General features: G+C 73.3%; 17 protein-coding genes. 6 read left to right on the top strand and 11 right to left on the bottom strand.

Going from position 1 to position 13104, the window contains the following annotated elements; genetic code table 11:
- Positions 1–17: 17 nt before the first annotated feature.
- The 3 genes from AC060L_RS27625 (at position 18) to AC060L_RS27615 (ending at position 1718) form a co-directional block, all read left to right on the top strand.
- Complete coding sequence (locus tag AC060L_RS27625) at positions 18–569, top strand: RNA 2'-phosphotransferase (RefSeq protein ID WP_483801653.1); 552 nt, start codon at positions 18–20, stop codon at positions 567–569.
- A gap of 129 nt (positions 570–698) precedes the next feature.
- Positions 699–1091, top strand: a complete 393-nt coding sequence (locus AC060L_RS27620; RefSeq protein WP_483801694.1) for a DUF3099 domain-containing protein — start codon at positions 699–701, stop codon at positions 1089–1091.
- A 357-nt stretch (positions 1092–1448) separates the two neighbouring features.
- On the top strand, positions 1449–1718 hold the full coding sequence (locus AC060L_RS27615) for a hypothetical protein (protein ID WP_483801652.1): 270 nt from the start codon (positions 1449–1451) through the stop codon (positions 1716–1718).
- Between the two features lie 34 nt (positions 1719–1752).
- Here AC060L_RS27615 and moaA read toward each other — a convergent pair whose 3' ends face one another.
- The 4 genes from moaA to AC060L_RS27595 all read right to left on the bottom strand — a co-directional run bounded on the left by moaA (position 1753) and on the right by AC060L_RS27595 (position 6272).
- Positions 1753–2742: a GTP 3',8-cyclase MoaA gene (gene moaA / locus AC060L_RS27610; protein WP_483801651.1), complete on the bottom strand. Its 990-nt coding sequence runs from the start codon at positions 2740–2742 to the stop codon at positions 1753–1755.
- Positions 2743–2828: 86 nt separating this feature from the next.
- Positions 2829–4484: a solute symporter family protein gene (locus tag AC060L_RS27605; RefSeq protein WP_483801650.1), complete on the bottom strand. Its 1656-nt coding sequence runs from the start codon at positions 4482–4484 to the stop codon at positions 2829–2831.
- A complete protein-coding gene (locus AC060L_RS27600; RefSeq protein ID WP_483801649.1) occupies positions 4481–4864 on the bottom strand; it encodes a DUF485 domain-containing protein in 384 nt (127 codons plus the stop codon). Before AC060L_RS27600 ends, AC060L_RS27605 begins: the two co-directional genes overlap by 4 nt.
- A gap of 364 nt (positions 4865–5228) precedes the next feature.
- Positions 5229–6272: a zinc-dependent alcohol dehydrogenase family protein gene (locus AC060L_RS27595; RefSeq protein WP_483801648.1), complete on the bottom strand. Its 1044-nt coding sequence runs from the start codon at positions 6270–6272 to the stop codon at positions 5229–5231.
- Between the two features lie 101 nt (positions 6273–6373).
- On the opposite strand from AC060L_RS27595, the gene AC060L_RS27590 reads away from it, so the two are divergent.
- The 3 genes from AC060L_RS27590 to AC060L_RS27580 are packed head-to-tail and all read left to right on the top strand — an operon-like array spanning position 6374 to position 9095.
- Positions 6374–7426 (top strand): DEDDh family exonuclease, encoded by a 1053-nt coding sequence (locus AC060L_RS27590; protein WP_483801647.1) that lies wholly within the window; start codon positions 6374–6376, stop codon positions 7424–7426.
- 44 nt (positions 7427–7470) lie between these two features.
- Complete coding sequence (locus AC060L_RS27585; RefSeq protein WP_483801646.1) at positions 7471–8292, top strand: SURF1 family cytochrome oxidase biogenesis protein; 822 nt, start codon at positions 7471–7473, stop codon at positions 8290–8292.
- A gap of 41 nt (positions 8293–8333) precedes the next feature.
- Complete coding sequence (locus tag AC060L_RS27580) at positions 8334–9095, top strand: SDR family oxidoreductase (RefSeq protein WP_483801645.1); 762 nt, start codon at positions 8334–8336, stop codon at positions 9093–9095.
- A 49-nt stretch (positions 9096–9144) separates the two neighbouring features.
- On the opposite strand, the gene AC060L_RS27575 is transcribed toward AC060L_RS27580, so the two are convergent.
- The 7 genes from AC060L_RS27575 to AC060L_RS27545 form a co-directional block, all read right to left on the bottom strand.
- A complete protein-coding gene (locus AC060L_RS27575) occupies positions 9145–9801 on the bottom strand; it encodes an NUDIX domain-containing protein (RefSeq protein ID WP_483801644.1) in 657 nt (218 codons plus the stop codon).
- Positions 9798–10154: a DUF4406 domain-containing protein gene (locus AC060L_RS27570; protein WP_483801693.1), complete on the bottom strand. Its 357-nt coding sequence runs from the start codon at positions 10152–10154 to the stop codon at positions 9798–9800. The genes AC060L_RS27575 and AC060L_RS27570 overlap by 4 nt, the downstream gene beginning before the upstream one ends.
- 24 nt (positions 10155–10178) lie before the next feature.
- Complete coding sequence (locus tag AC060L_RS27565; protein WP_483801643.1) at positions 10179–10967, bottom strand: DeoR/GlpR family DNA-binding transcription regulator; 789 nt, start codon at positions 10965–10967, stop codon at positions 10179–10181.
- A gap of 76 nt (positions 10968–11043) precedes the next feature.
- Positions 11044–11691: an alkaline shock response membrane anchor protein AmaP gene (locus tag AC060L_RS27560; RefSeq protein ID WP_483801642.1), complete on the bottom strand. Its 648-nt coding sequence runs from the start codon at positions 11689–11691 to the stop codon at positions 11044–11046.
- Between the two features lie 47 nt (positions 11692–11738).
- Positions 11739–12335 carry a DUF6286 domain-containing protein gene (locus AC060L_RS27555; RefSeq protein WP_483801641.1) on the bottom strand — a complete coding sequence of 199 codons (597 nt, stop codon included), beginning with the start codon at positions 12333–12335 and terminating at the stop codon, positions 11739–11741.
- Positions 12332–12886: a hypothetical protein gene (locus AC060L_RS27550; RefSeq protein WP_483801640.1), complete on the bottom strand. Its 555-nt coding sequence runs from the start codon at positions 12884–12886 to the stop codon at positions 12332–12334. The genes AC060L_RS27555 and AC060L_RS27550 overlap by 4 nt, the downstream gene beginning before the upstream one ends.
- Positions 12886–13080, bottom strand: coding sequence for a hypothetical protein (locus tag AC060L_RS27545; RefSeq protein WP_483801701.1), 195 nt, complete (start codon positions 13078–13080; stop codon positions 12886–12888). Before AC060L_RS27545 ends, AC060L_RS27550 begins: the two co-directional genes overlap by 1 nt.
- Between the last annotated feature and the right edge of the window lie 24 nt (positions 13081–13104).

Below are 13104 nucleotides of genomic sequence, written 5' to 3'. Positions count from 1 at the left end.
GACAGAAGAGGTACGGAGTGGACGAAAGAAGCACGGTCAAGACCTCCAAGCGACTCTCCCGGATACTCCGGCACGATCCCGGCTCGGTCGGGATCACGCTGGACGAAGCCGGCTGGGTCGGCGTGGACGCGCTGCTCGCCGCACTCGCGGCGCGCGGCACCCGACTGAGCCGCGCCGAGCTGGACCACGTGGTCGAGCACAACAACAAGCGGCGCTTCGCCTACTCCGCGGACGGCCGGTCCATCCGGGCCAGCCAGGGGCACTCGGTGGCGGTCGATCTCGGCCTGGCCGCCACCGAGCCACCCGCGGTGCTCTACCACGGCACCGGGCACGGCTCGGTGGCCGCGATCATGCGCGAGGGACTGCGGCCGATGGGCCGTCAGGACGTCCACCTGTCGGCCGACGTCGAGACGGCCGTCAAGGTCGGCGCGCGGCACGGGCGCCCCGTCGTGCTGCAGGTGGACGCGGCCGGGCTGGCCGCGGCCGGGCACGTCTTCCGGGTGAGCGCCAACGGCGTCTGGCTGACGGACACCGTCCCGCCCACCCACCTCACCCGCCACAGCGGCTGAACCCGCGCGGCAGCGACTCGCGCCCCCGCTCTCCACGGCCGGGCAAGCTCGGCGTACGGTGGACGAAACCGGGCGGAATCGGTGTCGCGCGGGTGGATGCTGGTCAAGAGCTACGGCGGCGAGGCGGAGATGCAGATGGGCAGGAACACGGACGACGGGGTCTTCCGGATCACCGGTGCCCGGACCAGCCTCACCGAGGACGTCCGGGGCCGGCAGCGCCGCTACGTGATCTCGATGCTGATCCGCACCGCCTGCGTCCTGCTCGCGGTGGCGCTGTGGAACGTCCAGCGCTACGTGGCCTTCGGCGCGCTCGGCGGGGCGGTGCTGCTGCCGTACTTCGCGGTGATCATCGCCAACGCCGGCCGGGAGCGCTCACCGGGCCTGCCGAGCACCTTCGACGTGCCGGCCACCACGCCGCTGATGCTCGGCCCCGGCGGCACCGGCGGTGGTGGCGCGGCCGCAGCCGCCGCCACGGCTACCGCCAATGCCGCCCAGCCAGGCGAATCGCCCAGCGGCAGCTGAGCACGATCGGGCGGTGGCCCACCGCGACGGAGGGCTGACACCCCGTCAGCCGACACTCCGTCTGCTAACTCTCCGTATGCAGGCAGCACGAACCCACCCAAGGGGATTTCCCTCAAATCACGCCCGATTTGCCCACCCCTATGCCCTTTTGCCGCCTCTCAACCTCAGGAAATGCTCAAACAAATCTTTGGGGCCCTAGCCAACACCGGGGCTCTTCGTGACATACTGCGTACGCGCTCCGCATCCCCCGTCGGAGCGACGGACCGACGCCGGGCGGCTCCCCCCGTGGCTGCCCGGCGTCGTCATGTCCGCGTCAGCTCCATGGCGCGAGTCTAGCGGGGTGAGAGACTGTCGATCATGAGTATCGACTTCTTCGGCGGCGCGAACGGCGCGGCGGATGATGCCTCCCAGGGCCCCGCCGGTCCCCCCAAGTGCTCCGCGAAGGGCTGCCGGGCGAGCGCCGAGTGGGTCCTGGCCTGGAACAACCCCAAGCTGCACACGCCCGAGCGCCGCAAGACCTGGCTGGCCTGCCCCGAGCACCGCGAGTCGCTCGCCCAGTTCCTGAGCATCCGCGGCTTCCTCAAGGACGTCGTCGCGCTGGCCGACTGGCACGAGCCCGAGGTCTGACCCACCCGCGCCGCGACCCGCCGACTGCGCCCGGTCAGCCGCCGATCGCGGACATCGGCCGCTCGGGCTGGTGGAACTCGGGATCGTCGATCCCCGCGCCCGCCTTCTTGCCCCACATCGCAGCCCGCCACAGCGCGCCGATCTCGGCGTCCGAGGCGCCGTCGCGCAGCGCGCCGCGCAGGTCGGTCTCGGTGGTCGCGAAGAGGCAGTTGCGCACCTGCCCGTCGGCGGTCAGCCGGGTGCGGTCGCAGGCCCGGCAGAACGGCCGGGTGACCGAGGCGATCACGCCGACCACGGCCGGCCCGCCGTCCACCAGCCAGCGCTCGGCGGGGGCCGCGCCACGGGCGGCCGCGGGCTCGGGGGTGAGCGTGAACCGCTGCGCCAGCCGCTCCAGGATCTCCTCGGCGGTGATCATCTGCGAGCGGTCCCAGCCGTGCTGGGCGTCCAGCGGCATCTGCTCGATGAAACGGAGCTGGTAGCCGTTGTCCACGCACCAGCCGAGCAGGTCGGCGGCCTCGTGGTCGTTGGCGCCGCGCATCAGGACGGTGTTGATCTTCACCGGGGTCAGCCCGGCGGCTTCGGCGGCGGCCAGCCCGTCGAGCACGTCCTGGTGGCGCGGCCGGCGGGTCAGCCGGTGGAAGGCCTCCGGGTCGAGCGTGTCCAGCGAGACGTTGATCCGGTCCAGCCCCGCCGCCCGCAGCGCGGTGGCGGTGCGGGCCAGCCCGATGCCGTTCGTGGTGAGCGAGAGTTCGGGGCGCGGTTCGAGCTCGGCGCAGGCCGCGACTATCCCCACCAGGCCCGGTCTCAGCAGCGGCTCGCCACCGGTGAACCGCACCTCCCGCACGCCGAGCTCGCGCACCGCGAGGCCGACCAGGCGGACGATCTCCTCGTCGGTGAGCAGCTCGGGCTTGGCGAGCCACTGCAGCCCCTGCTCCGGCATGCAGTAGGTGCAACGCAGGTTGCACCGGTCGGTCAGCGAGACCCGCAGATCGACGGCCTGTCGACCGAAGGTGTCCAGGAGCACGGTTCGCACCTTCCCGAGAAGTCAGCTGGCGCTCGGCCACCGGGGGGGCGGGCCGGGCGCCAGCTTAATCCAGGGCGACCTTGCGCTCAGTCCGCGCCGATACCGGTGAGGGAGCGGACCTCCAATTCAGCGTACTTCGTCGGTTCGGCGACCCCGGTGGAGAGCAGCGTGCCCAGCCAGCCGAGCAGGAAGCCGATCGGAATGGAGACCAGCCCGGGGTTCTCCAGCGGGAACCAGTGGAAGTCCGAGTGCGGGAAGAGCGCGGCCGGACCGCCGGAGACCACCGGGGAGAAGATCACCAGCAGCACCGAGCTGACCAGACCGCCGTAGACCGAGCAGACCGCTCCGGCGGTGTTGAACCGCTTCCAGAAGAGCGAGTAGAGCAGCGTCGGCAGGTTGGCCGAGGCGGCGACCGCGAACGCGAGCGCGACCAGCGCGGCGGTGTTGAGCTTGTCCGCGTAGATGCTCAGACCGATCGCGACCGCGCCGATCACCACGGCGGCCAGCTTCGCCGAGCGGATCTCCTCCCGCTCCCCGACCCGGCCGCGCCGGATCACGTTCGCCCACAGGTCATGCGCGAAGGAGGCGGACGAGGCCAGGGTCAGCCCGGCCACCACGGCGAGGATGGTCGCGAACGCGACCGCCGAGATCACCGCGAGCAGCACCGCACCACCGGTCGACCCGGCGCCGCCGCCCAACTGCTGGGCCAGCAACGGCGCCGCGGTGTTGCCGGCGGCGTTGCTGGCCTTGATCACCTTCGGCCCGACCAGCGCGGCCGCGCCGAAGCCGAGCACCAGCGTCATCAGGTAGAAGACGCCGATGATGCCGATCGCCCAGAACACCGACTTCCGGGCCGCCTTCGCGGTCGGCACGGTGTAGAAGCGCACCAGGATGTGCGGCAGGCCGGCGGTGCCGAGCACCAGGGCCAGCGCCAGGCTGATGAAGTCGAGCTTGCTGGTGCCGCTGACGCCGTACTTCAGTCCGGGCTCGAGGAACGCCGAGCCCTTGCCGCTCGCGTGCGCGGCGGCGCCGAGCAGGTGGGAGAGGTTGAAGTCGTACTTGACCAGCACCCAGACGGTCATCACCGCGGCGCCGGCGATCAGCAGCACCGCCTTGACGATCTGCACCCAGGTGGTGCCCTTCATGCCGCCGATCGCGACGTAGAGCACCATCAGCGCGCCGACCGCGACGACGGTCCAGCGCTTGGCCGCGTTGCCCTCCACGCCGAGCAGCAGCGCGACCAGCGAGCCGGCGCCGACCATCTGGGCCAGCAGGTAGAAGATCGAGACCACGATGGTCGAGATGCCCGCAGCGGTGCGCACCGGGCGCTGGCGCATCCGGAACGCGAGCACGTCGGCCATCGTGTAGCGGCCGGAGTTGCGCAGCGGCTCGGCGATCAGCAGTAGCGCGACCAGCCAGGCCACCAGGAAGCCGATCGAGTAGAGGAAGCCGTCGTAGCCGGCCAGCGCGATCGCGCCGGCGATGCCGAGGAACGAGGCGGCGGACATGTAGTCGCCGGAGACCGCCAGGCCGTTCTGGAAACCGGTGAAACGGCGGCCGCCGGCGTAGAAGTCGGTGGCGTCCCTGGTCTGCCGGCCGGCCCAGATCGTGATGCCGAGGGTGACCAGCACGAAGAAGCCGAACAGCGACATCGTCATGGTGCGGTGGCTGCCGGCCGGGCCGGCCAGCAGCGCGGCCGTCCGGGCCGGCGGGGCGAGGACGGCGGTGAGGGGTGCGGTCATTCGCCGGCCTCCCTGGATGCGGCGACGGGGGGAGCGAACTGGCGACGCAGTTCGGCGGCCGGCGGGTCGAGCCGCCGGCCGGCGTACCTGGCGTACCAGGCGGCGATGGCGAAGGTGCTGACGAACTGCAGCAGGCCGAGCAGCAGGGCGACGTTGATGTGCCCGATCAGCTTGGCGGCCATGAAGTCGTGCGCGTAGCAGGACAGCAGCACATAGAGCAGGTACCAGAGCAGGAAGCCGAGCGTCACCGGGAAGGCGAAGCCTCGGAAGGACGAGCGCAGGGTGCGGAACTCCGGGCTCTGCGCGATACGTTCACCCGTCACCGGGTCGGTCGCGGTCGCGCGGTCCGGCGGGAAACCGGGCTGCGGGGGTTGGTCCACTATCTCTCCTGACGTCTTGGTGAGACAGGTCGCGCGGGCCTGGGATCGAGGGACAGCCGGGGGCGGTCCGCGCGGTGGGCGCACGAGTGGATCACGGCGGTGTGAGCGGTGTCACAGCCGTTGTGCGTGCCGATGCATGCTAAGAGCGAGTGCGCACTTGCGGACAGTGTTTGGCCGCATTCGGCGCACTATTCACACTGACGAGCTGCAAATCTGGCCGAAATACGTCGCTCCGCGACGATCTTCGGACATTACGAAAGGGGCGACACCCAGAACTGGTGTCGCCCCTCAGGGAATTGACTGAACGTCAGCCAATCACTTAATTCGATTGTCTAACTGCTGGATTGCGCCTGGGACCCAGAGGTCAGAACGCAATGCGCACCTTGAGCGCCGAGCGGTCGTCCATCGCCCGGTAGCCCTCCGGCACGCCGTCCAGGCCGACCGTGCGGTCGAATACCAGTCCGGGCTCGATCTTCCCGGCCAGCACGTCGGCGAGCAGCTCGGGAATGTACGCGCGGGCCGGCGCGACGCCGCCGCCGAGCGAAACGTTCCGGCCGAACATCTGACCGATGTCCACGCCCGCGCTGCCGCCGTGCGGCACGCCGACATAACCGACCGCGCCGCCGTCCCGGGTGATCGAGATAGCGGTGCGCATCGACTCCTCGGTGCCCACCGCCTCCAGCACGGCGTGCGCGCCCTGACCGCCGGTCAGCTCGCGCACCGCCTCGATCGCCGCGTCGCCACGTGCCGCCACCACGTCGGTGGCGCCGAACGTACGGGCGATCCCGGTCCGGAACTCGTGCCGGCCCAGGGCGATGATCCGACCGGCACCGAGCCGCTGGGCCGCGAGCACCCCGCACAGCCCGACCGCGCCGTCGCCGACCACGGCGACCGTGGCGCCCGGACGGACCTTCGCGGCGACCGCCGCGTGGTGACCGGTGGCCATCACGTCGGAGAGCGCCAGCAGGTGCGGCAGCAGCGCCTGGTCGGTGGCCGCCTCCTTGGGCAGCCTGACCAGCGTGCCGTCCGCGAACGGCACCCGGACCGCCTCGCCCTGGCCGCCGTCCGAGCCGACGCTGCCCCAGAAGCCACCGTCCGGGCAGGAGGTGTGCAGGCCTTCGCGACAGAACTCACAGGTGCCGTCCGACCAGACGAACGGCGCCACGACGAAGTCGCCCACCTTGGTGTCGGTGACCCCCGGGCCGACCTCCTCGACGATGCCGAGGAACTCGTGGCCGATCCGCTGGCCGGCCTCGCGGTCCGCCACGCCACGGTAGGCCCACAGGTCGCTGCCGCAGATGCAGGCGTTGACCACCCGGACCACGGCGTCGGTGGGGTGCTGGATCCTGGGGTCGGGGACCTGCTCGATCCGGATGTCGTTCGGGCCGTGGATGACGGTGGCGCGCATGGTGCAGTTCCTTACGGGAATGGATATGTCCGCTTGTACGACTATTCCCACGGGCCACTCTATTCCCAAGCCGGCGCCGGCTCCCCTTAAGCTGGTGCACCATGCATGCGCTCCCGCCGCAGGTCGGCCTCTTCCCCACGCAGCGCACCAGTGCATCCGACGTCCCGTCCGGTGCCGATTCCGGTGCCGCGTCCGAGCTCCTCGCCGGCGGGCCGTTCGACGCCGCCGGGCAGCCGGGCGGCTACGCGGTGGTCGACGTCGAGACCACCGGCCTGGGCCGCACCGACCGGGTGATCTCGGCGGGCGTCTACCGGCTGGACGCCGAGGGCGAGGTCATCGACCACTGGTACACGCTGGTGAACCCGCAGCGCGATCCCGGCCCGGTCTGGATCCACGGCCTGACCAGTTCGATGCTGGCCGACGCGCCGACCTTCCCGGAGATCGCCGAGGAGCTCGGCGAGCAGCTGCGCGGCCGCGTGATGGTGGCCCACAACGCACTGTTCGACTGGAACATGATCTCCCGTGAGTACGCGCGGGCCGGGCTGCGCGCGCCGGTCGAACAGCGGCTCTGCACGATGGTGCTCTCCCGCGACCTCGGCCTGCCGCTGCCGAACGGCAAGCTCGCCACGCTCGCCGAGTACTTCGGCGTGCGCCAGCGCAACGCGCACAACGCGCTGGACGACGCCCGGGTGCTCGCCGAGACGTTCCGTCCCAGCCTCCAGCTGGCCCGCAGCGGCGGGGTGCCGCTGCCGCTGACCACCTGCGTGGCCGTCACCGACCTGGGCGAGGACACCGCGCCCGGCGCCGCACCGGCCCGCGGCTCCTGGAACTCCTCGTACCGCCCCGCCCGCAAGCGGGTCGCCTGCCCGTACCCGAACCCCGGGCGCTGGCAGGAGGGCGGGCCGCTGGTGCAGGGCATGCGGGTGGCGATCACCGGCGACACCGCGACCGACCGCGAGGTGCTGGAGGACCGGGCCGTCGCGGCCGGTCTGCACATCGCGAGCTCGGTGAGCCGGCTCACCAGCCTGCTGGTCACCAACGAGCCGGGCAGCTGGAGCGGCAAGGCCCGCAAGGCGCGCGAGGTCGGCACGCCGGTGATCGGCGAGGACGCGTTCCTCCAGCTGCTCGCCGACGTCGCGCCGCACCCGGGCTGACCCCGGTTCGGGCGGCTTCGTCCCGGGGGCGTAGCGTGCCCTTTGTGTACCGTTTTATGCTCACCCGGCGCTGGCTGATCACCGTCCTGATCGCCCTGCTCCTGATCCCCGCCTGCATCCGGCTGGGCATCTGGCAGCTGCACCGGCACGAGTCCCGGGTCGCCCGCAACAACCTGATCGACGCCAGCCTGACGGCCGCGCCGGTCCCGTTCGACTCGATCTCCACCGGCCCCGGCTTCACCGTGCCCACCGACCTCACCTGGCGGACGGTCACCGCGACCGGCGAGTACGACACGGCGCACGAGTTCGTGGTGCGCCGGCGCACCGCCTCCGACGGCACCACGGTCGGCTACTTCGTGATCACCCCGCTGCGGCTCGCCGACGGGCACGGCCAGGTGCTGGTCAACCGCGGCTGGGTGGCTCCGGGCGCCGACGGCGTCTCCTACCCGACGGTCCCCGGCGCGCCGACCGGCCAGGTCACCGTCGCCGGCCGGCTGCGCCCGGACGAGACCGCCGCCCCCGGCGGCCTGCACGAACGCGGCGGCCTGCCGCCCCGGCAGTTCATGCTGATCAACAGTGACGACCAGGCCAAGGCGAACGGCAGCACGGTGCTCGGCGGCTTCATCGAGCTCGCGACCACCACCCCCGACCCCGGCGACGGCCACCAGGCCCAGCTGCTGCCCGCACCCGACCACTCCGACATCGGCCCGCACATGGCCTACACGATCCAGTGGTGGCTGTTCGCCGCGCTGGTGCCGGTGGGCGTGTGGATCATGATCCGCCGCGAGGCCCGGGACCGCGCCCAGGGCGCGGCCGGGGACGCCGCTGGGGACGCCGCCGGGAGCGCAACCGCCGCGACCGCGTGATCGCCCACCGCTGAAACCACCGCCCGGGGCAGAATGGCCCCATGGATCTTGGACTCAAGGACAGGGTGTACGTGGTCACCGGCGCGACCCGGGGCCTCGGCTTCGCGGCCGCCCGCGAGCTGACCGGCGACGGGGCCCGGGTGCTGGTGACCGGCCGCCGCCAGGAGAGCCTGGACGCCGCCGTCGAATCGCTCGGCGGCAGCGCGGTCGCGGCCGGCCTGGTCGCCGACAACGCCGACCCCGAGGCGGCCGAGCGGGTGATCGCCGCCGCCGTCGAGCGCTTCGGCCGGCTCGACGGCATCCTGATCAGCGTCGGCGGCCCGCCGGCCGGCCCGGTGCTCGCGGCGACCGACGAGGCCTGGCGCACCGCCTTCGACACCGTCTTCCTCGGCGCGCTGCGGCTCGCCCGGGCGGCGGCCGGCGTGCTCGGCGAGGGCGGCGTGATCGGCCTGGTGCTCTCCTCCTCGGTCCGCGAGCCGATCCCCGGCCTCGGCATCTCCAACGGACTGCGTCCCGGCCTCGCGATGGCCGCCAAGTCCCTGGCGAACGAGCTCGGGCCGCGCGGCATCCGGGTGCTCGGCCTGATGCCGGCCCGGATCGACACCGACCGGGTCCGCGAGCTCGACGCCCTCTCCGGCGACGCCGACGCCGCCCGGGCCCGCGCCGCCGCCGGCATCCCGCTGGGCCGCTACGGCACGCCCGAGGAGTTCGGCCGGGTCGCCGCCTTCGCCCTCTCCCCCGCCGCCTCCTACCTGACCGGCCTGATGATCCCGGTCGACGGTGGAGCCATGTCCGCGCTCTGACTCACCCGCGCCTGTCCGGCGGGAGCCGGTCAGGCGCGGAACGGCCCGGTCAGGCGCGGAACGGCCCGTCCAGCGCCGCCCACTGGAGCAGCATGATGGTCTTCGCATCCGCGATCTCCCCGGAGCGGATCATCCGCAGCGCCTGATCGAACGCCAGCTCCACGGTCGCGATGTCCTCGCCCTCGGCGGCGACACCGCCGCCCGCGCCGCTCGCGGTGGCCGGGCCGTAGGGCGCGGCGAAGAAGTGCAGGCGTTCGGTGACCGACCCCGGGCTCATGTAGACGGCGAAGACGTGCTCGGGTTCGCCGACCGCGTGGCCGGTCTCCTCTTCGGCCTCGCGGCGGATCGCCTGCTCGGGGGTGTCGCCGTCGAGCAGGCCGGCCGCCGTCTCCAGCAGCATGCCGTCCAGGTGGCCGTTGACGTAGGCGGGCAGCCGGAACTGGCGGGTCAGCAGCACGGTGCGGCGGGTGGCGTCGTAGAGCAGCACGGTCGCGCCGTCGCCGCGGTCGTAGGTCTCACGCTGCTCGCGGCTCCAGTGACCGTCGCGGTGCCGGTAGTCGAAGGTGGTCCGGCGCAGCACGTACCAGTCGCAGGAGAGCACCTCGACGTCGGTGATCCGCACCCGCGGATTGCCGGTCAGGTCGCGTCCGTGCCGGTCGAGGCCGGTGCGGCCGCGGCGGTCGGGGGTGTCGAGGCCCGCGGTCACCGCGTGGCGGTCGGGACGTCGGCGAGCTTGCGGTAGACCGGCTTGGCCTCGGCGCGGGCCTGCGCGACCATCCGGTCCGCGCCGGCCGAGGGGCCGCCGATCCGCAGCACCGCGTCGCAGCGCGAGAGCAGTTGCTCGGCTATCGGGTGGAAGATCTCCTCGAAGAGCGGGTCGCCCGGGGCGGCGCTGCCGGCGGTGCGCAGCAGCGGCAGCGCGAGCGCCTCACCGGTGACCGGCAGGTGGCCGGCCCGGAACAGCTCCAGCGCGGTCTCGTTCATCGCGCGGACGTTGGCTTCGAGCTTCTCGGGGTCGTCGCCGGTGCCGGCGCGGTAGGGGCCGGCCACCAGGATCATCAGGCTCATGCGGGTCGGGACCTCTCAGGCGAGGACGGTCCGCACACCCGCGTCGCGCATGGCGGCGAGGGTCTGCGGGCCGTTCGGGTGGGTGGCGGTGTCCTCGGCGGCGGCATCGGTCACGAAGACCTGCACGCTGCCGAGCGGGGCGACCTGGCTGAACGCGCGCACGCCGAGCTTGGTGGCGTCGGCGACCGCGACGGTCCGGGTGGACTGGGCGAGCCCGGCCTGCTTGACCGCCGCGTCGTCCAGCGAGAACTCCGACCAGCCGTGCTCGGCGTGCACGCCGCCGATCGACATCACGAAGCAGTCGAAGGCGAGCGACTCCAGGGTGCGCAGCGCGAGCGGGCCGACCAGCGAGCGCTCGCCGGGGCGGGAGCGGCCGCCGACCACCAGCAGCTCGATGCCGGGCCGGTCGGCGAGGCAGACCGCCGCCTGGAGGCTGAGCACCGCGACGGTCAGCGGTGCCCGCGCGGCCAGCTGCTCGGCCACGTGCACCGTGGTGGTGCCCGCGTCCAGCAGCACGCTGGAGCCGGGTTCGACCAGAGCGGCGACCGCCGCGCCGAGCCGGCTCTTCGTCGCGCCTTGCCAGGGCTCGCGGGCGGCGAAGCCCGCGCCCTCCTCGCGCGCCCGCGCGGCGATCGCGCCGCCGTGCACGCGCCGGACCAGCCCCTGCCGCTCCAGCAGATCGAGGTCGCGGCGCACCGTCATCTCGGAGACCCCCAGGCGCTGGGCGAGTTCCGAGACCGGGACGCGGTCGGCGGCGCCTTGCACCAGGCGCAGGGTCAGATCAAGACGGCTGGCTACTCCCATGCCGCATTTCTAACACACTGATGTTCATATGCACAGGCTGATGTGCGAACAGCTGATCCCCGCTCAGCCCACCCGCTCAGTCCACCCGCGGTGCGCGCTTGCCACGGCGGCGCCGGTGCGGGTGGTGGTGCGGCACCGCCGTCGGCGCGACCCGCAGCCGCAGCTCCACCGGCAGCCCGGCGACCACGCTGCGCGCCTGCGCGAGCGGACCGGCCCGGAATGCCCGCACCGCCGCCGGCACGTCCGTGCCGGGCGCGAGCAGCAGCACCGCGCGCAGCCGCCGGTGGCGTGGCTGGCGGCCAACCAGCCTGACCACCGCCGTCTCGACCTGCGGCAACTGCCGGGCCGAGATCTGGGCGGCGTCCGCCAGCGCCAGGCTGCGCAGCCGCAGCCGCAGGCCCGGGACGCCCCCGGTCGGCAGCTCCAGCTCGTCGGGCGCCGGGCGGCGGAGCTGGAAGACCAGCCAGCAGAGCGTCAGCAGCACCAGCACCGCGAGCCCACCGATCACCGCAGGCCACCACCAGCCGTGGTCGCGCCAGCGGGTGCGGGAGGCATGGCTGAGCACCGGCTGGGACGGCGAGGTGAGCGGCCACCAGCCGGGCGGCCGCAGTCCCACGTGCCGGTAGAGGCCGAAGCCGCCCGCCAGCACCAGCAGCGCGCCGGCCAGCAGCAGCAGACCGACCAGCCCGAGCAGCAGGCGGTTGACGGTGGACCGGCTCGGCAACAACCCGCGCTCCTCGGCTAGGACGTCCAGCTCGCCTGGTACGTCGGCTAGTACATCGGCGGACGGTGATGGGCCACCCGGCCGCGGATCTTCAGCTCGGGCTCCCGGGACAGCCCGATCCGGGCCAGCTCCGCGCCCAGCACGGCGCGCACCCGCGCGAGGTCCGCGCTGCCGTGCACCGTGACCCGGGCCCGCCGCCGGCCGACCCGCACCCGCGCGGCCGCGACCATCGGCAGCTCCAGCGCCCGGGTCTCCAGCAGCGCGGCCACCCCGACCCGGTCGATCGCCACCGGGCGCTCGTCCGGCAGGTCCTGGCGCAGCGCCAGCCAGCGCCGGTTGCCGGGACTCACGGCCAGCACGCAGAGCCCGCAGCCGAGCACGGCGACCAGCGCGGCGCCGGCCAGCACCCAGGGGGAGTCCAGATGCCGGGTGGCAAGCTGACGGGCCGTCCAGGAGCGCCAGCTGCCGGCGTGGTGCCCGGTCCAGACCGCGACCTCGTCGTACAGCAGCGCGCCCGCAGCGAGCAGCACGAGGAGCGCGACCAGCCCGGCGGCGGTGCCGCGGCTGGACGGGAAGCTGTGCTGCTGGCGCTCCGGCGGCGGCGCCGGCTCCACGACGGCGGGCAGCAGGGCGGGATCGCTCATGCCTGCTCACCCGCTCCCGGCCCGGCCCCTGAGCCCGGCTCGGTCTCGGAGCCGCCCGCCGTCTCAGCCTCAGCCCCACCCACCGTCTCGGTCTCGGACCCGGCCTCAACGTCGGCCTCGACCCCGGCCCCGGTCTCGGCCCCGGTCTCGGCCCCGGCCTCGGCCTCGCCCCCGGCGTCGATCTCGATCTCGGTCTCGGGCTCGGCCGTCTCCGGGTGCAACCGCTCCACCACCACGAGCACCTCGCGCGCCGGGATCCCGGTCAGCCCGCCGATCTGCTCGGCCACCGCCGCCCGCACCGCAGCGGCCCGCGCGCCCAGGTCGGACGGGAACGGCAGATCGACACCGACCCGCACCCGGGCCGCGCCGTCCAGCACCGAGACCGTCACCCGCGGCGGCTCGCCCACCGCGCCGACCCGCAGCGCGTCCCGGGCGGCCACCTGCGCGATCCGCACCAGCACCCGGTCGGCGATCCGCAGCCGCCCGCGCCGGCCCGGCGGCGTGGCCGGTCCGGTGTCCCGCCCCCAGGCGCGCTCCATCCCCAGCGACATCAGCGGCGGCGCCGGTCGCGGCTGCGCAGCAGGTCCCCGAGATCACCGAGGTCGATGTCGCTCTCCAGCAGCCGACCGGCCACGAAGCCGAGCACGCCGAGCACGGCGACCAGCAGGAACGCGGCGAACCCGCCGAAATAGCCGGCGAAGCCCAGGGCCATGCCGGCCACCATGCCGATCAGGGCGAGATTCAAGAGGTCTCCCGGTCGAAGTGGGCC

It is taken from the genome of Kitasatospora sp. NEAU-69 (genome assembly GCF_057158765.1).
This window is presented reverse-complemented; position numbering and strand designations above follow the sequence as displayed.

What these genes read in the sequence shown, in the direction of transcription:
- AC060L_RS27615 (WP_483801652.1), top strand. Translation starts at nt 1,449, where the DNA reads ATGAGTATCGACTTCTTCGGCGGCGCGAACGGCGCGGCGGATGATGCC.
- AC060L_RS27590 (WP_483801647.1), top strand. Translation starts at nt 6,374, where the DNA reads ATGCATGCGCTCCCGCCGCAGGTCGGCCTCTTCCCCACGCAGCGCACC.
- AC060L_RS27580 (WP_483801645.1), top strand. Translation starts at nt 8,334, where the DNA reads ATGGATCTTGGACTCAAGGACAGGGTGTACGTGGTCACCGGCGCGACC.
- AC060L_RS27550 (WP_483801640.1), bottom strand. Translation starts at nt 12,886, where the DNA reads ATGTCGCTGGGGATGGAGCGCGCCTGGGGGCGGGACACCGGACCGGCC.
- AC060L_RS27570 (WP_483801693.1), bottom strand. Translation starts at nt 10,154, where the DNA reads ATGATCCTGGTGGCCGGCCCCTACCGCGCCGGCACCGGCGACGACCCC.
- AC060L_RS27555 (WP_483801641.1), bottom strand. Translation starts at nt 12,335, where the DNA reads ATGAGCGATCCCGCCCTGCTGCCCGCCGTCGTGGAGCCGGCGCCGCCG.
- AC060L_RS27620 (WP_483801694.1), top strand. Translation starts at nt 699, where the DNA reads ATGCAGATGGGCAGGAACACGGACGACGGGGTCTTCCGGATCACCGGT.
- AC060L_RS27605 (WP_483801650.1), bottom strand. Translation starts at nt 4,484, where the DNA reads ATGACCGCACCCCTCACCGCCGTCCTCGCCCCGCCGGCCCGGACGGCC.
- AC060L_RS27595 (WP_483801648.1), bottom strand. Translation starts at nt 6,272, where the DNA reads ATGCGCGCCACCGTCATCCACGGCCCGAACGACATCCGGATCGAGCAG.
- AC060L_RS27565 (WP_483801643.1), bottom strand. Translation starts at nt 10,967, where the DNA reads ATGGGAGTAGCCAGCCGTCTTGATCTGACCCTGCGCCTGGTGCAAGGC.